Source organism: Alistipes finegoldii DSM 17242 (genome assembly GCF_000265365.1).
GTDB lineage: Bacteria > Bacteroidota > Bacteroidia > Bacteroidales > Rikenellaceae > Alistipes > Alistipes finegoldii.
In genome coordinates this window covers 2238140-2262257 of the sequence record NC_018011.1, presented here as the reverse complement: position 1 = coordinate 2262257, position 24118 = coordinate 2238140, and the positions used below count along the sequence as shown (strand labels likewise).

At 60.2% G+C, this 24118-nt stretch carries 16 protein-coding genes; 10 read left to right on the top strand and 6 right to left on the bottom strand.

Annotated elements, in window-relative coordinates; all coding sequences use genetic code 11:
* Position 1: 1 nt before the first annotated feature.
* The 4 genes from rimO (at position 2) to rny (ending at position 3923) form a co-directional block, all read left to right on the top strand.
* Positions 2 to 1300, top strand: a complete 1299-nt coding sequence (gene rimO, locus ALFI_RS09820; RefSeq protein WP_014775700.1) for a 30S ribosomal protein S12 methylthiotransferase RimO — start codon at positions 2 to 4, stop codon at positions 1298 to 1300.
* Positions 1301 to 1364: 64 nt separating this feature from the next.
* Positions 1365 to 1658 (top strand): hypothetical protein, encoded by a 294-nt coding sequence (locus tag ALFI_RS09815; protein ID WP_014775699.1) that lies wholly within the window; start codon positions 1365 to 1367, stop codon positions 1656 to 1658.
* Positions 1659 to 1753: 95 nt separating this feature from the next.
* Positions 1754 to 2053, top strand: coding sequence for a cell division protein ZapA (locus ALFI_RS09810; protein WP_014775698.1), 300 nt, complete (start codon positions 1754 to 1756; stop codon positions 2051 to 2053).
* A gap of 322 nt (positions 2054 to 2375) precedes the next feature.
* Positions 2376 to 3923 (top strand): ribonuclease Y, encoded by a 1548-nt coding sequence (gene rny / locus ALFI_RS09805; protein ID WP_014775697.1) that lies wholly within the window; start codon positions 2376 to 2378, stop codon positions 3921 to 3923.
* A gap of 117 nt (positions 3924 to 4040) precedes the next feature.
* Here the strand turns inward: rny and ALFI_RS09800 are convergent, their stop codons facing one another.
* From ALFI_RS09800 to ALFI_RS09790, 3 genes are read right to left on the bottom strand one after another with little or no spacing between them, the layout of a single operon-like run.
* Positions 4041 to 4772, bottom strand: a complete 732-nt coding sequence (locus ALFI_RS09800) for a DUF6064 family protein (protein ID WP_014775696.1) — start codon at positions 4770 to 4772, stop codon at positions 4041 to 4043.
* Between the two features lie 2 nt (positions 4773 to 4774).
* Positions 4775 to 5272 (bottom strand): threonine/serine exporter family protein, encoded by a 498-nt coding sequence (locus ALFI_RS09795; protein WP_014775695.1) that lies wholly within the window; start codon positions 5270 to 5272, stop codon positions 4775 to 4777.
* The gene (locus ALFI_RS09790) at positions 5269 to 6036 is read right to left on the bottom strand and encodes a threonine/serine exporter family protein (protein WP_039939570.1); all 768 of its coding nucleotides are present in this window, start codon (positions 6034 to 6036) and stop codon (positions 5269 to 5271) included. The genes ALFI_RS09795 and ALFI_RS09790 overlap by 4 nt, the downstream gene beginning before the upstream one ends.
* A 70-nt stretch (positions 6037 to 6106) precedes the next feature.
* Between ALFI_RS09790 and ALFI_RS09785 the strand changes: the two genes are divergently transcribed.
* From ALFI_RS09785 to ALFI_RS09760, 6 genes are all read left to right on the top strand, one after another.
* Positions 6107 to 6772, top strand: coding sequence for an HD domain-containing protein (locus tag ALFI_RS09785; protein ID WP_014775694.1), 666 nt, complete (start codon positions 6107 to 6109; stop codon positions 6770 to 6772).
* A gap of 238 nt (positions 6773 to 7010) precedes the next feature.
* Positions 7011 to 7637 carry an RNA polymerase sigma-70 factor gene (locus ALFI_RS09780; protein WP_014775693.1) on the top strand — a complete coding sequence of 209 codons (627 nt, stop codon included), beginning with the start codon at positions 7011 to 7013 and terminating at the stop codon, positions 7635 to 7637.
* Between the two features lie 105 nt (positions 7638 to 7742).
* On the top strand, positions 7743 to 8744 hold the full coding sequence (locus ALFI_RS09775) for a FecR family protein (protein ID WP_014775692.1): 1002 nt from the start codon (positions 7743 to 7745) through the stop codon (positions 8742 to 8744).
* A gap of 44 nt (positions 8745 to 8788) precedes the next feature.
* On the top strand, positions 8789 to 12340 hold the full coding sequence (locus ALFI_RS09770) for a TonB-dependent receptor (RefSeq protein ID WP_009596383.1): 3552 nt from the start codon (positions 8789 to 8791) through the stop codon (positions 12338 to 12340).
* A 30-nt stretch (positions 12341 to 12370) separates the two neighbouring features.
* Positions 12371 to 14188: a RagB/SusD family nutrient uptake outer membrane protein gene (locus ALFI_RS09765; protein ID WP_014775691.1), complete on the top strand. Its 1818-nt coding sequence runs from the start codon at positions 12371 to 12373 to the stop codon at positions 14186 to 14188.
* 92 nt (positions 14189 to 14280) lie between these two features.
* Positions 14281 to 15078, top strand: coding sequence for a S1/P1 nuclease (locus ALFI_RS09760; protein ID WP_014775690.1), 798 nt, complete (start codon positions 14281 to 14283; stop codon positions 15076 to 15078).
* Between the two features lie 103 nt (positions 15079 to 15181).
* Here ALFI_RS09760 and ALFI_RS09755 read toward each other — a convergent pair whose 3' ends face one another.
* From ALFI_RS09755 to ALFI_RS09745, 3 genes are read right to left on the bottom strand one after another with little or no spacing between them, the layout of a single operon-like run.
* Complete coding sequence (locus ALFI_RS09755; RefSeq protein ID WP_014775689.1) at positions 15182 to 16111, bottom strand: glycerophosphodiester phosphodiesterase family protein; 930 nt, start codon at positions 16109 to 16111, stop codon at positions 15182 to 15184.
* Between the two features lie 20 nt (positions 16112 to 16131).
* Complete coding sequence (locus ALFI_RS09750; RefSeq protein WP_014775688.1) at positions 16132 to 19851, bottom strand: BACON domain-containing protein; 3720 nt, start codon at positions 19849 to 19851, stop codon at positions 16132 to 16134.
* Between the two features lie 12 nt (positions 19852 to 19863).
* Complete coding sequence (locus ALFI_RS09745; protein ID WP_014775687.1) at positions 19864 to 24105, bottom strand: DUF4886 domain-containing protein; 4242 nt, start codon at positions 24103 to 24105, stop codon at positions 19864 to 19866.
* Positions 24106 to 24118: the final 13 nt, after the last annotated feature.

Genomic DNA, 24118 nt, shown 5'->3' with positions numbered 1-24118 from the left:
CATGAAAAAAATCAACGTCATAACGCTGGGCTGTTCGAAAAACACCGTGGACAGCGAGCACCTGATGGCCCGGCTCGCCGCGGCGGGTTACGCGGTGCTCTTCGACAGCGACCGCACCGACGCCAAGGTCGTCGTGATCAACACCTGCGGATTCATCGGCGACGCCAAGCAGGAGTCGATCGACATGATCCTGCGGGCGGCCGCGGCCAAAAACGCCGGCAAGATCGAACGGCTGTTCGTCGTCGGCTGTCTCTCGGAACGCTACGCCGACGAGCTGCGGGCCGAACTGCCCGAAGTGGACGAATTCTTCGGCGCCCGCACGTGGGACGGCATCGTCCGGGCGCTGGGCGCGGTCGAAGACCCGGCGCTGGAGACCGAGCGGCACCTGACCACGCCGAAGCATTACGCCTACCTGAAAATCTCCGAGGGCTGCAACTGGAAATGCGGCTACTGCGCCATTCCGCTCATCCGCGGAGGACATGTCTCCGTCCCGATGGAGAGGCTCGAAGAGGAAGCCCGCAAACTCGCGGCCGGCGGCGTGAAGGAGCTGATCGTGATCGCGCAGGATACGACCTACTACGGACTCGACCTCTACGGCCGGCGGATGCTGGCCGAACTGCTTCGCCGGCTCTGCCGCATCGGAGGCATCGAGTGGATACGCCTGCACTACGCCTATCCCACGGCATTCCCCGACGAGGTGATCGAAGTCATGGCCTCGGAACCCAAAATCTGCAAGTACCTCGACATTCCGTTCCAGCACATCTCCGACGCCCAGCTTTCGGCCATGCAGCGGCGCCACACCAAAGCCGACGCCTATGCGCTGATCGGACGCCTGCGCGAAGCCATCCCCGATCTGGCGCTGCGCACCACGCTCTTGGTCGGCTATCCCGGCGAGACGCAGGCCGATTTCGCCGAGCTGGAAGAGTTCGTGCGCGACGTACGCTTCGAGCGGCTGGGGGTCTTCGCCTATTCGGAGGAGGAAGGCACCTATTCGGCGCAGAAATTGCAGGACAACATTCCTGAAGAGGTCAAACAGCAGCGCGTCGAACGGATCATGGCGCTTCAGAACGTAATATCGCTCGAAAACAACCTGCGCCGCGTCGGCCGGACCGAGCGGGTGCTGATCGACTCGCGGCAGGGCGATTACTACGTGGGACGCACGCAGTACGACTCGCCCGAAGTGGATCAGGAGATCCTGATTCCGGCATCGGAAAAGCGGCTTCTGCGCGGTCGTTTCTACGACGTTCGCATCGATTCCGCCGCCGACTACGACCTCTACGGCCGGGCCGCCGGGAAATAAAATTTGCTTTTTAGCGTTCCTTTTCATACCTTTGAGATGTAAAACGGACTTTACCCGTGACCCGATGGCCGAAAAAAGTGTGATAATAAATATCGAGAACCGCATCCGGCAGCTCATGGACGACCACAAACGGTTGTCGGATCAATGTGCGGAACTGACGGCGCAGCGCGACAGCCTGAAAGCCGAAAACCGCACCCTGCAGGAGCGGATCCGCGAACTCGACGGAGAATTGTCACGCATGCAACTGACAGAAGGGCTGGCGGGCGGAAGCCGTAACCGGGACAAAGCGCGGGCCCGCGTCAACCGTCTTATGCGGGAGGTGGACAAGTGCATCGCGCTGCTCGGAAGGCCCGAATAGCAAAGCCGCAGCGGGAGGGGACCCCACCGTTACGGCAGAGGCTCCGGAAGGCCGCAGGACGCACAGGAGGCAGCAAGAAAAACGAAACGAGAACAATGGCACAACAGGCGATAACACTCAAACTGGCAGGCAAAAGCTATTCGCTCAATATCGACAGCGAAAAAGAGGAGATGTACCGTCTGGCCGAACGGGAGGTGAACAGTTACCTCGCCGCGATAAAGCAAAACAACTTCAAGAACTGGACGGATCAGGACTATCTGTCTATGGCGGCGCTGAAATTCGCCATTGCGAACGTCGATATGCGGCAAAGCCGCGAACTGGGCGACGAAGACCTGAAACGGCTGGGACACTTAGGGGAAGAGATAGACGCCTACCTCAACGCCCTGAAAGGATAAACGACATGCAGGTGCGCGTAACGGCGCCCTGAAACCGGAACAGCGTTCTTTAACATACGAAGGAAAAAATCTACCCGCATAGATTCCTTACAGCTTTGCGAAACTGAACACTTTTTAAATTGGGGCAACTCACGGCGCTTCAAAATCAGGCCTTGACCCTTCGGGGTGTATGCTGCGGCGTACCGTTGGACGATTGCGATTGTCGGAGCCCCCACACGTGACTTATCTTGCAGATTCGTCAAACAAGACTAAGGAATCCTATGCGGTTTTTTTATGCAACAACAAACCCTTTATAATAACAACTCAAAACAGCAACAAAATCATGTATACCACTATTTTAGTTGCCTGCATCTCAGCCATTGCGGCGATCGGGATCTACATGGCCGTTACGAACCTCGTGACCAAGAACTCGATCCGCAAGCGCCGCGAAGCCGCCCTGAAGGAGGCCGAGGCCGAAGGCGAGATGATCAAGAAGGAGCGGATCCTGCAGGCAAAAGAGAAGTTCATACAGCTTAAGAGCGAATACGACCGGCAGGTCAACGAACGCAACCAGAAAATCGCGCAGAGCGAACAGCGGGCCAAGCAGATCGAGAACAACCTGCAGAACCAACAGCGCGATCTGGAGAACAAACTCCGCGAAAACGACCGGCTGAAGGAGCAGATGCAGAACCAGCTGCAGATCCTCGAACACAAGAAAGAGGAGGTCGATCAGATGATGCGCGAGCAGAACGTCCGTCTGGAGCAGATTTCGGGCCTGAGCTCGGAGGAGGCCAAGAACATCCTGATCGAGAACATGAAGGCCGAGGCCAAGACCGAAGCCGCCGGCTACATAAACGAGACCATCGAAGAGGCGAAGATGACCGCCACCAAAGAGGCCAAGCGCATCATCGTAGCGTCGATCCAGCGCGTGGCGACCGAGACGGCGATCGAAAACGCCGTGACGGTATTCAACATCGAAAGCGACGAGGTCAAGGGCCGCATCATCGGCCGCGAAGGCCGCAACATCCGTGCGCTGGAAGCCGCAACCGGCATCGAAATCATCGTGGACGACACGCCCGAAGCCATTATCCTGAGCGGTTTCGACCCCGTGCGCCGCGAAATCGCACGTCTGGCGCTCCATCAGCTGGTGACCGACGGTCGCATCCACCCTGCCCGTATCGAAGAGGTGGTGGCCAAAGTCCAGAAACAGATCGAGGAGGAGATCGTCGAGGTCGGCAAACGCACCACGATCGACTTGGGCATCCATGGCCTGCATCCCGAACTGATCCGCATGATCGGCAAAATGAAATACCGCTCGTCCTACGGCCAGAACCTGCTGCAGCACGCCCGCGAAACGGCGAACCTCGCAGGCATCATGGCCGCGGAGCTGGGTCTGAATCCCAAGACGGCGCGCCGCGCAGGTCTGCTGCACGACATCGGCAAGGTGCCCGACGACGAACCGGAACTGCCGCACGCAATCATCGGCATGAAACTCGCCGAGAAATACAAGGAGAAACCCGAAGTCTGCAACGCCATCGGCGCCCACCACGACGAGGTGGAGATGACCTCGCTGATCGCACCGATCATTCAGGTCTGCGACGCCATTTCGGGCGCACGCCCCGGTGCACGCCGCGAGGTGGTCGAGAGCTACATCAAGCGTCTGAAAGAGATGGAGGACATCGCCCTGTCATACCCCGGCGTCGTCAAGACCTATGCCATTCAGGCCGGCCGCGAACTGCGCGTGATCGTCGGCGCCGACAAACTTTCGGATCAGGAATCGGAAGGGCTCTCGCACGATATCGCCAAGAAGATTCAGGACGAAATGACCTATCCCGGTCAGGTGAAGATCACCGTCATCCGCGAAACCCGCGCCGTTTCGTACGCGAAATAACCGGATGTCGGCGGGACAGCTCCTACCGGCCATTCCGACACTCCACCCCAAATCCCTCCTTACCAAAGGAGGGATTTTTTTATCCCCGGTCCGGAGAAGACGTTCGGGCGGCCGGCATTATCCGGCCATTCCGGCGAGCTGCTGCCAGATGGTCGCGGCGAAAAAGACGCCGAGTCCCGAACACATCGCCAGAAGCAGCATATTCATCACCCGCAGATCGGGTTTGGCGTTGCGGCGGAAATTGACGTCGATATACTCCTTGAAAAAGAGATAGAGCGCCGGCACCAGCGCGCTCGCCAAAAGCAGGTCTTCGGGAATGCCGAAAAAGTAAACCTTCGAAAAGCCGATCAGCGACCAATGGCACAGAAACAGCACGACGAACAGATTGATCCGCTTCGAGAACGAGAGCATCAGTCCGATGGTGAAGATCGCCACCGTGCAGGGCATGACGGGCGAGGTGGTCATCGGGAAATCCAGTCCCCGCAGATGGGATATCAGCGGATAGAGGAACGGCATCAGGTAGAGCGCAAAAGCGAATTTGTCGTGTTTGTACGTCCGTTCGAACGTCGTGTAACCGACGACCGCGTCATAAATCCACACGGCGGCCATGACGCCCCAGAAAAACGCCATGACTCCGCTGTAAGCCCGCGCATCGCACGACACGAGGTAATAGGCGACGGTGATCCACGCATTGAGAAACGCCAGAAAACATTTCATTGCGGTTTTCACCCGGAGAGTCGGGCGCAGATAGAGACGCGCCGTCAGGACGACGGCCGCCAGCACGATGAGCGCCTGCACGGGCCAAGTCATCGTATTGTAGTCTGCGATAGTTTGCCAAAAGAGTTCCATAATCAGCTGCGAATCTGTTTTTTATTGCGCGTCAGTGAATGTGCGCGTTTGTTGAAGAGGAAAATCGGCGCGGCGGCTCCCGCGGCCAGCATGAAAATCACGCTGAAGGTAACGAATCCGTTGCGGACGATGGCCGCCAGATACCCCGCGGCGGAGGGATCGTCGAGATTCTGCATGAACATAATCATCGAAAAGACCGTCTTGTAGGCATACATGCCGGGGATCATCGGCAGCAGCGCGGGGATGAACAGCACCGTCATCGGGCAGTGGATGCGGCCTCCCAGCAGCAGGCTTCCGATACCGATCGCCACCGAAGCGCACAGCGACGCCGAAGCGATATCCACGCCTGTGTCCATCAGGCAGAAACGCAAGGCGTGCCCCATGGCGGCCAGCAGGGCGATCGCCGGAAAGGCCCGCATCGGAGGATCGGACACGGCTCCGAATCCGACAGCCGCCACCGCGGCGAAAAATCCGTCCGAAAGAATGGCGAGCAGCGTCATAGCAATCCGTTTTTAACGATCATCAGGGTACATGACAATCCGACGGCGATGCAGACGATCAGCATCAGCGCCGACGTCAGGCGGGCGATACCGTTCAGCACATGCCCCTCGACGATGTCGATCACGCCGTTGATAAGCGGCACCCCCGGAATCAGGTAAAGCACGCTCGTGGCGATGGCGACCTCCGAAGTCGTATCGAAAATCATCGCCACCGAAGCGTACATCGAAGCCGCGAAGGCCGACGCGATAAAGATGACATAGTGATTGAATCCCTTGGCCTGCATCCGCTGCTTGAGGTAGAATCCGAGCAGCGTGGCGGTAAAGACGATGCCTACCGCACACCACTCCCCGCCGAAAAGCCGGCAGAAGGATGCGTTGGCCAGTCCGACGAGAATCAGTGTGAAAATCGGGTCCAGACGAGGCCGGGCGACGATCTCGTCATAGCGGCGCCGAATCTCGGCAAGGGGCAGGCTGAGGTCGCAGGCGTCCCAGCTCAGGGCGCTTAGCTCCGAGTTCAGCTCGAAGCTGATCGGCAGCGGCGGAATGTCCGCCACCTCGCTGTAAACCCGTCCGCTCTCGTCGTCATAAACCGAGAAAGTAACCACTTTCTGAAAGGCCGACACCATGACGCGCACGCCGAGCGCCTCGCCCAGACGCTTCGTATTGCGCACCACGCGCGAGGTATGCACTCCGGACCCCATCAGCCGGGTGGCATACTCCGCAACGAACTGCGTGACAGCTTTCAATTCCGCTTCCGACTTCATTTTCCCTAACTTTACCGGTGCAAAGATAGTGAAAAGCCCGAACAAAACTAAAAATTTTAATATCTTTCCGATGCCGCACTTCCCGCCAAATGCTTATTTTTGCACCATGCAACCATCCGAAGAGCTGAGAATCTATATCGAAACGGAGATCATCCCCCGTTACGAATCCTTCGACGCGGCGCACGGCACGGACCACGTCCGCACGGTCATCGCCCATAGTCTCGATCTGGCGCGGCATTACGACGTCGATGCGGACATGATCTACGCCGTCGCCGCCTATCACGACACGGGGCTGGCCCGCGGCCGGGAGTTGCACCACATCCATTCGGGCGAAATCCTGCTCGCCGACACGGAGCTGCGGCGCTGGTTCACCGCAGAGCAGCTGGCCGTCATGCGCGACGCCGTCGAGGACCACCGGGCCTCGTCCGACCATGCACCCCGCACGATCTACGGACGCATCGTCGCCGAGGCCGACCGCTGCATCGACCCCGCGACCGTGCTCCGCCGTACGGTGCAGTACGGTCTGTCCCACTGCCCCGCACTCGACCGCGAGGGACACTTCGAACGCTGTCTTGCGCACCTGCGGAAAAAGTACGCCGAAGGCGGTTACCTCCGGCTCTGGATTCCCGAATCGGACAACGCCCGCAAACAGGAGGAGCTGCGGGCGCTGATCCGCGACGAAGCCCGTCTGCGCGCGGCCTTCGATGCGGTCTTCGACCAAGAGACCGCCCGATAAACCGCCCCGCACTGCGCACTCCCGCGGCCCTTTATATATAAAAATAGGTATCTTCGGGGAATTGTTGCAGCCCCGTTAAAATTCGGCGACCGGGGTGTTAATTCCCCGGATTGCCGCTTGTTTTTCGAAAGATTATGCTTATCTTCGTCATAGCATCTTCCGCACCCACCCTCTTTTTTCAGAGCAGATCCGAGTGCTGCAGGGAAAGGCATGCTGTTTCCGGAACGTAGTCCCGATAATGAAAGAATCCGTTTATAACACCTTCGTCAATTGCGATCCGCAAGAGCAGGACCTGCTCAGGCAGCTCATCCGCGGCGACATCGCGGGTTACGAGGTGCTGTTCCACAAATACTACCCGACGTTCTTCGCCTTCATCAAGGGCATGACCAAAGAGACCGCCGTTGCGGAGGACATCGCGCAGAATATCTTCATGAAAGTTTGGCTGAACCGCGAAAAGCTGGATGCGGCCAAATCCATCCGCAACTACCTTTTCGTGCTGGCCAAACACGAGATATACAACTACTTCCGCACCAAGAGCCGCACGTTCACGACCCTAAAGGAGGCTATCGCGCAGACCGAAAGCAAGGGGGGGGGAAACCTGCCTTCGCGGAACGAGATCGAGGAGAAGCTCGATCTGGCGGAGACTGCCGAGCAGGTCGAGACCATCGTCGGAAAGATGCCCCCGCAGCGGCAGCAGATTTTCCGCATGTCGCGTTTCGAGCACATGCCGAGCAGGGAGATCGCCGAACAACTGAACCTGTCGGTACGCACCGTGGACAAGCATCTTGAGCTGGCGCTGAAGGAGCTGCGCAAATACCTCAACATCATTCCGGCCATCATCGTCTTTCTGGACATCCTGCCCTGAAATTTCCCCGATAAATCTTCCGGCCCCGTTACGTAGTGCGGGGCTTTCGTTTGTTCTTTATGTAGTAACCGGCAGCATCGGGCTGCCGATAAAACGCATGAAGAGATGAACAAACCGACATTAGATAAAGTCCGGGACTACTTCTACGGCCGCTGCAACGACGGCGAGGAGGTCCGCATCCAGCAATGGTTCGCCGACAACGGCAATTCGTCCGAAGCCGACCGGCTGCTCGGCGCCCTGCTCGACGAGGTGCGGAGCGAAAACCCCGCGCTGGCGCAGGCTGCGTTCGAAGAGTTCTGCCGCCGCATCGGCCATTCCGTTCCGGCGCGCACCGCACCGCGCCGTCTGACGACCGTCGTCCGGTGGACGCAGCGGATCGCCGCCGTGCTGATCGTCCCGCTGCTGATCGCCGTCTCGCTCCTCTACACCAAGATCGCGCACACTCCCGAATGGGAGGAGGTGCTCGTGCCGGCGGGCCAGCGCAGCGAGCTGCGCCTTGCCGACGGAACGCTCCTGTGGCTCAATTCGGGCACCCGCGTAACCTATCCGACCCACTTCAACGGCCGCCAGCGCAAAATCTTCGTGGACGGCGAGGTCTACGCCGAAGTCATGCACGACAAGCGGCATCCCTTCGTCATCTCGGCCGGCGACGTCGAGGTCGAAGTCCTCGGCACCAAATTCAACATGCGGGCCTACAACAGCGACCAGCTGGTCGAAGTGGCGCTGGTCGAGGGCAGCGTGCGTTTCGACGTGAACAGCGACAAATGCGACGACGAGGTCGTCATGGTCCGCAACGACGTCGCGCAGTACGACCGCCTGACGGGAGCGCTGGAAATGACCTCTTTCCAGAGCGAAAACTATAAATCGCGCGCCACGGGCGGCGGCTTCTACTTCTTCAACGAGTCGCTCGACGGCATCACCGCACAGCTGGCCCGCTGCTTCGACCAGAAAATCATCATCACCGATCCCGAACTGGCCGGCGTGCGCTTCTACGCCTTCTTCACCAACAACGAGTCGCTGCTCAAGATCCTCGGCACGCTCAACACCGACAAATCGATGTCCATCCGCGAACGCAACGACGTGATCTACATATCCCGAAAGAAATAACCGCGAAACAGCAACAAAAAACTACAACATTAAAACTTCAACCTATGAAAAAACTTTACAATCGAACCGCACTTTTCCATGCGCGTGCGATCGTGGGTTTGTTCGCACTCTGCCTGCTGGCGCTTCCCAGCCCGGCTCTGGCGCAGGCGATCGACCTCAAACTCACGAATGTAACGGTCAAGGAGGCCATCGAAGCCCTCAATCAGCGGGAGAACTACTCCGTGGCCATCAAATCGGCCGGCGTCGACATGCAGCGCCGCGTCAGCATCTCGGCGCAGAACGCGTCGATCGACGAGGTTCTGGCCCAGATCTTCGCCGATCAGGACATCACCTACACGATTACGGGCAAAAGCATCTCCGTAACCAAGGCAGCTCCGAAGAGCCTCGCCGCGGATAAGAACCAGCTCAAAGGCGTGGTGAAAGACAATCTGGGGCTGCCCGTTCCGGGTGCCACGATCATCGTGGACGGCACCAACAACGGCACCACCACGATGAGCAACGGCGACTTCTCGCTGGAGAACGTCAAGCTTCCGGCGAAGCTCGTCATCTCGTTCATCGGCTACCAGCCCCGGACGGTCGAAGTCAACTCCTACGCCGCCATCGACATTACCCTCGTGGAAAGCTCGGCGGCCATCGACGAGGTGGTCGTGGTCGGCTACGGCCAGCAGAAGCGCGTGAACGTCACGGGCGCCGTGGGCACCATCAGCGGCAAGGACCTCAACAACCGTCCCGTGACCAATACGGCCGCAGCCCTGCAGGGCGCCGATCCGTCGCTGCTGCTGACGCTCGGCAGCGGCTCGATCGAAGGCAAGAACTACGACGTCAAGATCCGCGGCGCAGTATCGCTCAACAGTGGCAGCCCGCTGGTGCTCGTCGACGGCATCGAAGCGTCGCTGGCGCAGGTCAACCCCAACGACATCGAATCGGTATCGGTGCTCAAGGACGCTTCGGCCTGCTCGATCTACGGCGCCAAGGCTTCGGCCGGCGTGGTGCTCATCACCACCAAGAGCGGTAAGGCCGGCACGCTGAAAGTCAATTACAACGGCCGCTACGGCGTGTCGTGGAACACCACCTCGACCGACTTCATCACGTCGGGATACGACTACGTGAAACTCACCAACGAATTCTGCTACCCATCGAAAGGCTATGTGGGCTGGAACTACACGGACGAGGAGATGCAGATGCTCTACGACCGCCGCAACGACAAGACCGAGCATCCCGACCGCCCGTGGGTCATCACCGACAGCAACGGCAAATACCGCTATCTGGGCAACTTCGACTGGTACGACTACATGTTCAAGCGCAGCCGTCCCGAAACCGAGCACAACATTTCGCTCACGGGCGGCAACGACAAGATCAACTACTACGTCAGCGGCCGCTACCTCTACCGTGAAGGCCTGTTCAACCATGGCGCCGAGGATATCTACAACGGCTACTCGTTCCGCACGAAGATCGCCGCCGAAGTAACGCCGTGGATGCACTACTCGAACAACATCAGCATGGAGGTGACCGACTACAAATACGGCGGTTACTGGGAGCAGGACGGTTCCGAAGAGCTCAACTCCAACGGCATCCTCTTCAACGTGGCCAACAACATCAGCCCGACGTTCGTTCCGGTCAACCCCGACGGCACCACGTTCGTTTATTCCAACGGCATCCAGTTCGCCAACTCGCCGATCGCCAGCGGACGCGGCGGCGTATTCGCCGACGGACGCAACAAGAACTCGCGCAAGAACAACTACTACATCATCACCAACCGGGTGACGTTCGACCTCACGCGCAACAAGGATCTGAAACTCAACGCCGACTACACCTACCGCCGCCGCGACAACCTCGGAGCCTACCGCTCCTATCCGACGGCCAACACATGGAACGCGACGCAGACCGCCGTGGTCGATTTCACCAACGGTTCGATCTACGACTTCTATCAGGAGGACCGCTACTACTATAACGGCCATGTGGTCAACGCCTACCTCGATTACGGCCACTCGTGGGGCAAGCACAACTTCTCGGCCGTAGCCGGCGGCAACTTCGAGGACTTCCGCTCGTCGAAACTGAGCGTCCGCCAGAAAGGGTCGCTGAGCGAGAAGCTGAGCTTCATCAACATGGCGCAGGGCGAGATCGAACGCTGCGTCGAGTCGAATACGGCCTACCGGACGCTGGGTTATTTCGCCCGTGCGAACTACGACTACGCCGGCAAGTACCTTTTCGAAGTATCGGCACGCTACGACGGTTCGTCGCGCTTCGCCGCCAACGACCGCTGGGGCTTCTTCCCCTCGGCATCGGCCGGATGGCGCATCTCGGAGGAGAAATTCTGGGAGCCGATGCGCAACTGGTGGGACAACGCCAAGGTGCGCTTCTCGTACGGCTCGCTCGGCAACCAGCAGGTGTCGAACTACTACTACATCGAAACGATCTCGACCGGCCAGCTGGGCTACACCTTCAACGGCACGGAAAAGGCCAATTACGCCTCGGCGTCGAACCCCATCAGCGACGGACTTACGTGGGAGACGGTCGTAACCTACAACCTCGGTTTCGATCTGGGCTTCCTCAAAAACCGCCTCAACGTCACGGCCGACCTCTACATCCGCGACACCAAGGACATGCTCACCACGTCGCTCACGCTGCCCGACGTCTTCGGAGCGCCCTCGCCCAAGGAGAACTGCGCCGACCTGCGCACCAAGGGCTACGAAATCACCGTCAGCTGGCGCGACCGCCACATGGTGGCCGGCAAACCCTTCTCCTACGGCATTTCGGCATCGCTGGGCGACTACAAGTCCAAGATCACCAAGTATAAGAACGACGACATGCTGCTCACCGACCATTACGTGGGCGAGACGCTCGGCGAACTCTGGGGCTACCGCACCGACGGACTGTTCAAGACCGACGAGGAGGCGGCACGCTATCAGGCGCAGATCAACGACAAGGCGGTCAACAACCGCGTCTACACCAGCTCCGACGCTTCGGCGGCGCACCTCATGGCGGGCGACGTCCGTTTCCGCGACCTCGACGGCAACAACATCATCAACAACGGCGACGGTACGGTCAAGAATCCGGGCGACATGCGCGTCATCGGCAACAGCCTGCCGCGTTACACCTACTCGATCCGCGGCGACTTGAACTGGAACGGCTTCGACTTCGCGGTCTTCTTCCAAGGCGTCGGCAAGATCGACTGGATGCCCAGCGCCAACTGCTACTACTTCTGGGGACCCTACAGCTTCCCGACCACCACGTTCATCGCCAAGGACTTCGAGCGGCTGGCGTGGAGCGAGGACAACCGCAACACCTACTTCCCCCGCCGGCGCAGCTACCAGACTTCGAGCGCAGGTTCGATGAACGTCAAAACCGACCGCTACCTGCAGGACGCCTCGTACATCCGCCTGAAGAACATCACGCTGGGTTACACCATCCCGATCAACAAGCGCATCCTCGAAAAGGTCCGCGTATACGTATCGGGCGAGAACCTCGCCTACTGGTCGCCCCTGAAGCGCTACAGCAAGACGGTCGATCCCGAAGTAGCCACGACCAGCGCCACCAACGACTGTCTGTATCCCTATTCGCGGACCTTCTCCGTAGGCGTGGACATCACCTTCTAAACTAACCGGAAAGCATTATTTCGATCAACCATGAAAACTATCAGCAAAATATTGATATTCGTTTCGATGAGTCTGGCGCTGTCGGGCTGCGACGACTTCCTGACCAAGGAGCCGGAAACGAACCTTTCGCCCAATACGTTCTTTTCGAGCGAAGCGGAGCTGGAGCTTTGGACCAACCGCTTCTACAGTCTCTTCGCAGGTCCCGACACCGATGCCATTCAGGTCTCCGACATCCAGATCGCCAAGAACCTCAGCTCCGTACAGCAGGGCACGCGCTCCCCGGCCACCGAAAACTGGGGCACAAGCGCATGGGCCTACCTGCGTTACATCAACTACTACCTCGAACGTTCGGGCAACTGCCCCGACGAGACGATCCGCCAGCGCTACGACGGCGTGGCCTATTTCTTCCGCGCGCTGTTCTACTTCGAAAAGGTGCGCAAATACGGCGACATCCCCTATTACGACTTCGTGATTCCGTCGAACGACTGGGCTTCGCTCAAACGGCCGCGCGACAGCCGCGGATTCGTGATGAAGAAGGTCATGGAGGACCTCGACCGCGCCATCACGGACCTGCCCGACAACTGGCCGAGCGACGCGCTCTACCGCCTGAGCAAAAACGCCGCCCGCGCCATGAAGGCCCGCGCCGCGCTCTACGAAGGCACCTTCCGCAAATACCACGGCATCGCCGACGAGACGATCGACGGGGTGACCATCTCGGCCGACTATTTCCTCCAACTGGCCGCCGACGCCGCATGGGCCGTCATGGAGCAGAACAAATATTCGCTCTACAAAGGCAATACGCTCAAACTCGACGCCCCCTACCGCGAATATTTCATCCTCGAAGACGGCGACGCCAAGGAGACGATCCTCTCGATGCGCTTCAACGCCGACATCCTCGTACGCCACGGCATCCAATTCACGTTCCGCAACATGCGCCACAGCGCCACGCAGCGGCTGGTGAACCACTACCTGATGGCCGACGGCTCGAAGATTCAGGACCAGCCCGGATACGAGACCATGACCTACAACCAGCAGTTCCAGAACCGCGACCCGCGCATGGCGCAGACGCTCATGGCTCCGGGATACGTGGACCTGAACGGCATCGACGAGGTGATCGAGGACTGCAAGAGCTACGACATGACGGGTTACCGCTTCATCAAGTTCGTGAGCGACGACACGCATAACGGCGCCACCACCTCGACTACCGACTGGCCGGTATTCCGTTATCCGGAAATCCTGCTCACCTACGCCGAGGCCAAGGCCGAGCTGGGTACGCTGACCCCGGAAGACATCGCCCTGACCGTGGACGTCGTCCGCGACCGCGTGGGCATGCCGGCCCTCGACATGACGGCCGCCAACAACAATCCCGATCCGCTGATGGCCAGCTACTACCCCAACGTCAATTCCGGAGCGAACAAAGGCGTGATCCTCGAAATCCGCCGCGAACGCACCGTCGAACTTCCCTGCGAAGGCCTGCGCCAGTGGGATATGCTCCGCTGGAAGGAGGGCGCCCAGCTGGTTCCCTCGTCGAACGGACTCGACGGCTTCCTCGGCTGCTACTTCCCCTCGCTGGGCGAATACGACATGAACGGCGACGGCAAGATGGACCTCTGCCTCTGGAGCGGCACCAAGCCCGCCACGACCTGCGACGCGATGCTCGAAATCGGCGAAGGTAAGGACGCCCAGCTGACCGAAGGCACGAGCGGCTATATCGTCTGCTTCCGGGGCCGCACCTACAAATGGGAGGAGGGCCGCGACTATCTGTGGCCGATCCCGACCGACCAGCGCGTGGCCACGGGCGGCGCACTGAGCCAGAATCCGGGTTACGAAGACGGACTGAGCTTCTGACGCCCCTTTGCTCCGCGACACAAAGAAGAGGTATTCCGGTGACCGGGATACCTCTTCTTCGAAAAAACAGACTCACCAAAACCATCGAGACCATGAAAAAACTGCTTTTGCTGCTCTTTGCGGCAGCTCTCTCCCTCTCCGCTTCCGAACCTGCGCGGGCGTGGGGCCGCGAAGGCCACGAAACGATCGCCAAGATCGCCGAACGCAACCTCACCAAACGGGCCAAGAAACGGATCGAGAAGTATCTCGGCGGGCACTCCGTCGTCTACTACGCCAAATGGATGGACGAATACCGCCAGACGCCCGAATACGCCTTCACCAACGACTGGCACACGGCGCCCGTGGGTGCGGACCTGCGCTACGGCGACGAACTGCTCAAGCCGGGAAAGGGCAATGCCGTTTACGGGCTTGAGCTGGCGATCCGCAACCTCAGGGATTACCGCAGCCTGACCGACTCGGCCGTAGCGGTCAATCTGAAATACGTCATCCATCTGGTCGGCGACATGCACTGCCCTGCGCATATCAAATACACGACCCACAACACGAAGTACGACGTGCTGTTCGAAGACAAGTACCACAAGCCCCACAAGTATTACGTCCACCACGTCTGGGACAACGAGATCATCACCACGACCCGTATCTGGTCCGTCACCGAGTGGGCCGGCGAGCTGGACCGCGCATCGAAGCGGGAGAAGGCCGCCGTGCAGGCCGGCACGCCGCGCGACTGGCTGCACGACAGCGCCGTGACCTGCGAAGTGCAGTTCGAGTGGGCCAAGCCCGACGAGCGGCTGGGACAGGACTTCCTGAACAAGGCCCTGCCGCTGGTCGAACACCAGATCCGCAATGCCGGTTACCGGCTGGCCGCCGTCCTGAACGAGCTTTTCGACTGACGCGGCCGGAGCAGCGAATAAAAGAGCCGTCACTCGCAGCGAGTGACGGCTCTTTTCATAACGGGGCGCTCCCTCTTCCGAGACCCCTCCGCCGGTGCGGCGGTCAGTCGTGCCGCCCCTGCGAACGCAGGTAGGAGATCAGCAGCTCCGGACGGTCGGTCTGAATCATCGTCGCGCCCATGTCGAGCAGCTTGCCGTAAACCGAGCCGGGATCGTCGCTCTCCCACGCCGCATCGTCGCACAAGCCGCCGCAGAGCGACTCCCACAACGAATTGACCCAAAGTTTCGATCCGCTCTCCACCACCTTTTCCATGCAATCCTTCACTTCGGGCGTGTACTCGTTCCAGCAAACCTCGTAGGCCAGCGGCACGATACCCTTCGACATGTATTCGTCGAAAAGCTTCTGTCCCTGCGGTTTGAGAATGTCGATGATCGGCATATACATCATGTTGTGCTCGTATTCGCCGAATTTGGCGGCGACGGCCTCCGCCGGACGCTTGCCCTTGATGAGCATCTGCTCCGTCACGCCGAGCTCCTCGCTGATCTTCAGCGCCATGTCGTAAAACTCATATCCTTGGTCGATATTCACCACGATACGGTCCTTGCAGACCTCCAGCGCTTCGCGCAGGGTCGGCATCTTCTGGGGCGTACGCACGCCGTGCGCCGTACGCAGGAAGCAGCGCTGAATCGAATCATAGGTGATGTCGCACACACGTCCCCGCCCGGTAGTGGTCCGGTCGATGGTATGGTCGTGGCAGAGCACCAACACGCTGTCCTTCGTCAGTTTGAGGTCCAGCTCCATGATATCGACGCCCATGCGGATCACCGACTCGATGGCGGGAATCGAATTCTCCGGATAGTTGCGCCAGTCTCCGCGGTGCGAAGCCACCACGACGTATTTCGACGCGGGATCGTGAATCTCGGCCACGATTTTCGCCGCATGCGTCGGGTATTCCGGAGCGGCGGTTTTAGGTCCGGCGCATCCCCACAACAATGCGGGGATGGCCAGAATACAGCTGACAAGTCTCTTCATAAAAGTTTATGCAATTTGGTTTATCGTTCGATAAAATAGTCGCCCTCGTTACCCAGCACGATCTGCTCGGCCACCGAACGCAGGTAGGCCGCCTTGTCGGGATTCAATCCGCAGTCGGCCGGATCTGCGCCGAACCGCTCGCCGAAAAGCACCAGATAATTGACGCAGGCCTTCAGGTATGCGCCGTACTCCGACTGATGCTTGCTGTCCGAGTAGTAGAGGTTGATGCCCGAACCGCCCTCGCGCACCTGCCTGAAGGCGGGGCCGATCGGCGACACCCAAGTCCCGGCGGCCTTTGCCATGGCTTTGGCTCCGGCGTCGTTATAGGTCTCGAAGGTCGGGAAATCGGTAAAGCCGCCGTAGGACGCCGACGAGAAGGTCCACGTCTCCTCCAGAATCACCTTGCACGAAGGCGACGCGGCGCGCACCTTGTCGGCCAAGGTCGTAAGGCCCGTGAGGATCGACGCCGTGGCGTCGCGGCCATAGTTGGCGGGATTCTGGCTCTGGTCCTGCAGGAAAGCGAAATCGTAACCGCCCTGTTCGATGACGTCGGTCGAGAAACCCAGCGACAGATGCTGGGTCAGCGTCTGCGACCCTTTGAAGTGAGCCTTGATGTTGAGAGCATGCCCTTCGCGCCATGCGATCTCCTTGAGCATCCACGCAGGGTTGCTGTAGTAGGAGAACGAGTTGCCCAGACACAGCACCTTCTTGGTGTCGCGGGGCGTCGCCGTGCCGAAGTTCTGCACGTAGCTGCCCGTAAATCCGTAGGGAGGAATGGAGCTGGCGGCGTTGGTCGCCGTGATGTTCTGCGTACCGCCCGCGCAGGTATAGGGTCCCACGGCGCGGCAGCGGATTTTCACTTCGCCGTCGGTCACGGCGTTTTCGAAGCGCATCGTCTGCATGACGGTCGCGTGCTGATACGAGGACCCGGTGGCAGTGCCCGAACACTTGTAGGTATAGCGGACCGCCGGGTTTTCCGGAGCCGTGAGCAGATCGGCCTCGACGCTCTTCCAGACTCCGCCGTCGAGGTATTCGACGATGAAGTATTTGGGCGAATTGGCCTCACCCGCCATCGTGGCGTTGAAATCGACGACCGATCTGGCGGCGAGATTCTCCACCGGGAAGGTATAGAGCCAGTAGTCGCCCTCGACCATCGTCGAAACCGCAGGACGGTTCGTAACGACGCTCCGCTTGAAAGCGGCCGAAGCATTCGCATCGCCGCGCACGACCGAAATGAAGCCCGCCGCGCCCGATGTCGCAGGAATGACGTTGTCGTCGGTCCACGACGAGCCGTAAAGCGGCAGCGTCGAAGCTTGGAACACCCACTTGCTGGGGAACGCTTCGCCCCGCGCCTGCTGATCGACCCTCACCGTCGCGCTTTTCGAGCCGTCGGTCGAAGCGAACGTGACGACCGCCGACCGCGGCGCGGTCTTCGTATTGGCATCGGCCCCGATCTTGATATACTGCACGCCGGAGTCCCTGACACCCGAAACGACGGGTGCGTCCGAAAGGTCCGTAACATGCACCCAATCCCCGTCGGCGCTCACCGTCCAGTCGTAATCGACCGACGAAAGCTGTACGACGGCGGCATTGCTGCCCTGCGCATTCAGCTCGACCGACGAAAGGTTCACGCCGAATTCCGGCTCGGCGGGCACCTGCGAACCGTTGGGATAATAGAGGATGTTCTGGCTGTTCACATGCACGGCCGTCGCATTGTGGTCGCCGATGTAGGACATGTAATTCGTGTAGTTCACGCCGACCAGCGCATAGGAGCCGTCCTCGTAAGCGCCCAGATCGCCCTGCGCGATGCAATCGCTGAATCTGGCCGCCTTGTTGCACTGCCCGAAGAGCGTGCCCTTGTAACTGGCGCGGTCGGTAATCACCAGCCCGTAATTTTCGCAGCCGACGAATGCGTTGCCGTCGTCATTGACCAGACAGATGATGCCGCCCGCCGCGCCGCTCGTCTTGCAGATCACATTGCCGCGATTGACGGTATTGGTGATCTTGCTCCCGACTGCCGTAATGCAGGTAATGTTGCCGATGCGGGCGCTATTTACCGTGGCAAAGGCATTGACGTTGTCGCCTTCGTTCACGCAGTTCTCGATCTCGGTGTAGCGGTTCGCAGCGGCCACGATACCCGAAGCGCGGGCTACCTGCGTGTCGAGGTCTCCGTAATTGGCGCACTCGGCGATCGTCACCACGGCCGTCGTGTTGCTCTTGTTCGAGCTGAAGCCGACGATACCGCCCACGTGAATGCCCGTCGCGCCGTTCTTGGTGTTGCCGCCCGACGTGGCCGTCAGAGCGCCGTGGTTGACCAGTTTTTCGAGCCGCGCCCCGTTTTTGTCGGCAAAGGCGAGTCCCACCATGCCGATGGTCATGCGAGTTTCGTCGGGAGCCGCCCCATCGAAGGCAATCGAAGCCTTATTGACTACGTTGCGCACGGTTGCTTCGTAAACCAGACCGGCCACCACACCGCAGTCGGTGCCCGCCGTCGCCTTGTCTTCGAGCGAGCAGCTCGCGTCGAAAATCAGGTTCTCCACCACGGCCCCGTTGGCCACGGCCCCGAAGAATCCCCATGCCGAGGTCGCCTGCGCGGCCTTGCAGACCATCTTCAGGTTGCGGATCGTATGGCCCTGTCCGTCGAAATAACCCGTAAAAGGTCTTCCCGAAGTGATCGAAAGCGCATTGCTCGCCAGCTTGGACGTAGCCGCGCCGATCGGCGTCCACTCCGTCACCTCGGCCAGATCGATGTCGTCCAGCAGCACCACGACGCCCTTGTCGTCCTGCCACGGAGCGAGCGTCTCGCCCGCATTCACGGCCGCCGCGAACTCGATCAGGTCGTCGGCCGTGCTGATGCCGCCCTGCGGCGCGAAGGCGTAAAGCGCCTTGGCCATATGCTTGGCGCGGAATACGCCGCCCTGCTCGGCATAGGAGGTGATGCCGGTCTTGTAGATATTCTTCGAATAGCTCTTGCCGTCGGCCGTGCCGAGCGTAAGCCGCAGCCCCGCTTCGGATCTGAAACGCCCGACGGGGAATTTGATCGTCTGGGGCTTGGTCAGATCCACGCCCTCGGCGAAGTTGAAAACCAAGCTGTTGCCCGTACCGTTCTCGGCGGGCGTCAGCGCCAGCGTTTCGGGGTCTACCGTCCCTTCGAACGACAGAAACCCTTCGAAAGCCGCTTCGTCGGCCGGCTCGACGGTCAGCGACTGCGCCGCACTCGCCAACTCCCCTGCGTCGATACGCAGTTCGATGACCGAGAAGATATTGCGGAAGGTCACCTCCAGTGCACCTTCGGCAAGATTCCCCGAAGTGGGCAGTCCCACGAGCGGCGCCCGCGCCGGATTGCTCTGCGACTCCGCGTCGAGCGCAATCGTCCGCTCGGCCTCCACGGCGACCACCCCTTCGGCAGTCGTTGCGGGATAGTAGGCCGTCAAAGGCTTCGAAGCGTCGTAGTCGGCGATGCCGGCTTCGCTCGTGAAAGCGGTCGTCGGTCCCGCTTCCGCGGCCGTGTATTCATAGGCCGCGCCGTCGTAAACGACCGTGATGCGGTCGCCCGCCTCCCAAGTCGATTTACCCTCTTCGATGTCCGTGCGGGTCGCGGGCGGGCAGGCGGCCACGATCACCAGCCCGTCGGCATTCTCATATCCGCCTCCCCGCACCGGCTCCGCCAGATCGGGAGACTGCGCGCACCCTGCCGCGAAGAAAATCGCGGCGAATAACCATGCAAATATCTGTTTCATAGGATTTCTGCTTTACTCTTTGTTCGAATCGTTTTCAAAATCGGTGTCCTCGATCCCGTTGCCGGGCGTCTGGGTGCCGGGCGACATGTCGGTCACGGCAAAGGGCGTGGCAAGGGCGTAGCGCGCCGCCTGCAGCGCAACCGGCTGATTGTCGTCGGTCACGGGCGTCGTATAAGTGCCGTCCGCCGTACTCGACACGTTGTAGCGGAAGCTGTTGCCGTCGAGTTTCTTGCCGTCGAACGAAGGCGAGATGATCGACTCGAAGACGGCGCAGGCCGCGGCATAGCGGCTCAGGCCGTAATCCATGTGATAGCCGTCGCGCGTGAGGTCCATGTCGTTGTTGAGCGGCGAGGTGCGCAGGTTCTGCAGCACCGTCCCGGTGGGAATGATCTGCTCCACGTCGGTCTGGTCGAGCACCTTGCGGGCCTGCGCCACGATCACGTCGAACATCTCGTCCTGCGTCGTGAAATTCTTGTAGGGACGCTGCGCCGTACCGATCTTGTCCATATTGAAATAGGCCTGCGACATGATATAGACGAACTTGGGCGTATGTCCGTTCTGGTCGGCCCTGATGTCGGCGATCAACCCCTGAATGGCGTTTTTCTCGGTGTCGTTCCATATCCAGCCGCAGCTGTTGCCCGTATGTTCCTGCAGGCAGACGATGTCCCACGTATCCGACTTGACGATCTGCTGAATGTTGTATCCGGTGTAGGAGAGCCAGAGCGAAGTGCCGGGGTTGTACTTGTAGCAGGTATAGTCGGACTTGGTCGCATAGCCGTCGGCATATTCTGGAATCGTACGACCGCCGTAATAGAGATGCACCATCTTCAGCGTCGGAATGTCGGCGGCCGAGACCATTTTCGGCAGGTGCTCGACGGCGTCCTTGGTAAAGCTGTTGCCGATGAAGAGAATGCGCAGCGTCGGCTCCACATCGTCGTCGCCGCCCGAACCGCCCGAACTCGAACCGATCAGGTAGGTAATGTTGTCCGCGTTGATCGGATCGGTGGCCTTCTGCACGCCCAGATAACGCACCTGCTCGTTCTCGCCGTACGAATCGTAAACCGTGGTTCCGCCGTTGTAAACCCCGACCTTGCCGCCCGCGATGCAGTTGATCCAGCTGGTCGCATAGGCGCTGTAGCCGAAGAACACGCCGCGGTTGGCGTCGTCGGTGACGATCTCGCCGTAATTGGCGCAGCCGCTGAACGAGTTGGTCGCATGGTTGGCCAGACTGAGCAGACCGCCGCAGCGGGCGCCGCCCGTCGAGACGAGATTGCCGTTGTTGATGCAGTCGGTCATCGAGCATCCCGTACCCGTGATGCAGGTGATGTTGCCCAGACGGCCCGTCGTACCGCACGTATTGAGCTGGTTGCCGTGATTCACACAGGAGTTGATCCGCGTGTAGGTATTCGCCGCGGCGACGATGCCCGAAGAGCGCGCCGAGTTAGAGGTGATATTGCCGTAATTGTCGCAGTAGGCGATGTCGTTGCAGATCTTGTTGGTCGCGTTGCCCGTCGCAAAGCCGCAGATGCCCGCCATGTGGATCGCCGTATTGCCTCCGTTGGTCGAATTGCCGTGGGTATCGGCCTCCACCGCGCCGTAATTCTGCAGGCGTTCGAGCTTCGTGCCCTCCGTTTCGCTGAAGATGAAGCCCACCATCGCCGCCGAAACACGCGCGGCGCTGGTGCCGTCGTATTCGATCTTCGCATAATTGACGCAGTCGGAGACGTTCGCATCGCGGCATACGCCGGCGATCACGCCCACCTCGGCCGTGCCGCCCGAAGCGGTGACTTTCAATGCGCTCGCATCGCCCAAGGCGGTGCCGACCGTCAGGTTGCGCACCGTCGCACCGTCCAGCACGCCGAACAGTCCGTAAGCCGTATTGGCCGCACTGCCCCCGTAGGCGAGTTGCAGGTTTTTCAGCGCATATCCCTGCCCGTCGAAGGTGCCCTTGAAGGCGTTGCCCTCGATAGTCAGCAGGTTCTTTTCCCATTTATAGGAGGCGTTGCCGATCGGCGTCCAGCCGGCGACGTCCTTCATGTCGATATCGCCGAGCAGCGACACCACGCCGCCGGCATCCTCCCACTGCGCCGTACTTTCGCCCGCATTGACCGCGTCGCGGAAAGCCGTCAGGTCCTCGACCGTCGCAATGCCCGGCTTGGCGGGTCCGCCCGAAAAGCTGTTGTTCTCCAGCGTCGGCACGCCGCCGCCCGTGAGCGTGAAGTAGATATACTGTTCGAAATTCTGCTCCGTAATCTCCGTCGCGCCCTGCTGGCCGTCCGAGAAGGGACCTATCCGGCCGCCGATCTTGCAGTTGCGGATCGCGATGGTCTTTTTGTTGGTGTTGGCGCAGACGATGCCGATGTACTTGTTCGCCGCGGCATTGATGATGTCGGAGAGTACGGCGCCGTAGTTCTCGCAGCCGTCGATGGCCGTATTGTTGTCGTTGGTCTGGCCGGCGATGCCCGCGGCATAGCCGTGCGTCGTATCGCCCGCAACGGCGAAAGCGACCGTGCCGTTATTGACGCACGATGTGAGGTAGGTGTGGCCGCCCATGGCCGACACGATGCCTGCCACGCGGCTGTTCGAAGCCGTCACGTCGCTGCAGGTCACCGCCGCATTGTTCACGCAGCTTTCGAGCTTCGTGTATTTGTTCATCGTGGCGACGACACCCGCCGTACGGGTCGCCTGCGCATCTATCGCTCCTTCGTTGACACACCCCACGACGTTGTTGTAGCGTTCGGTGGTCGTCGAAGCGTCGGCGAAACCGACGATGCCGCCGATCGAGAAGCCCGTGGCTCCGTTCTTGGTGTTCACGCTGTTCTTCGACGTGATCTTGCCGTAATTGGTGCAGGAGAGGATATGACTGTCATTTTCGTTGGCGCAGATCGCGCCGACGATGCCGCCAGCCGATTCGCGTACATTGTCCCCGCCGCCCTGAATGTCGATCGCCGCACGGTTCTCGCAATTCTCGATCGTGGCTTCATAGGCATATCCGGCCACGGCTCCCACGGCCGTCATCGCAGCCGCGGTCGAAACGACCGACGAGCCTTCGCCGATGGCAAGGTTCCTGACCGTGGCGCCCTTCAGCACGCCGAAGAGTCCCCAAGCCGAACCCGCCGCAGCGTCGGCCGGAACGACGATCTTCAGATTCCTGACCGTATGGCCCTGTCCGTCGAAGGTGCCCTGAAACGCCGGTCCCGTCATCGCGTTGGCCGTCGTATAGGCGCCGTTTCCGATCGGGGTCCACGCCACGTCCTTCATGTCGATATCCTGCGTCAGCACGGCTTTGGCGGCCGCCTCCTCGCCGCCGGCATTGACCGCCGCGGCGAAAGCGACCAGCTGGTCGGGCGTCGAAATGGCGACCGTACCGAGCGTCGCGGCCTTGTAGAAGAGCGGCTTCACGATCACGTTGTCGGCCAGATCGTAGGCCATGACGATAACCGTACCGCGCGAGAACGAAGCGTCGAACGAAACCGTCACCGTCTTCGCGTCGCGGTCGATCACGGCGTCGAGCCCCTCGGCCTTGGCGACGGCCACGATGGCCGTCTCCTTAGCCTCGCCCGAAAGCTCGTAGGATACCGTAATGCTCTTCGAAGGGTCTGCGACGGTGGTAACCGGCATCGCGTCCAGCTTGAGGTTGAGCGAGTTGAAAACCCGCAGGGTGATCGTGCTTCCGTCGCCGAGCGTCAGGCTGAAATTGCCGTCGCCGTCCAGCTCCGCCGAGCGGAATACCGACGTGGCGTCGGTCGTGGCCTTGATCGGGTTGCCCGAAGCGTCGAGTATCTGCACGCCGTCCACGGTCCAGCAGCCGTCGGCATCGACCGAAATCGTCGGCGTGTAGCCGCTCACGGGGAACTTCTCCCCGTCGTCGTCGGTCAGCCACGTGATTTCGCCGTCGATGCACTTGGTCCAGTAATAGACGCCGTTCTCGTCGAGCTTCACGCCGATGATCGGCACGTCAACGATGTCGTCCATCGTCGCCAGCACGACCGTATGTTCGACGTCCTTGTTGTCCTTGTAGGTGACGACGTATTTCCCGTCGGCGTCCTGCGACACGGTGGTGATGACGTTGCCGTTGGTCAGATAGCTCAGGTCCGCGAGCTGCTTGCCGAGCGTCTCGGCCTTGGCTTTCAGGGCTTCGATCCGGTTTTTGTAGCCGTCGATCCGGCCGCGCAGCTCCGAATCGTCGAAGTCGCTGCAACCGCAAAAGACCACGGCCGCAAATAGTATGATGATATTCAGTATCTTTTTCATTGTCGTTCCGTTT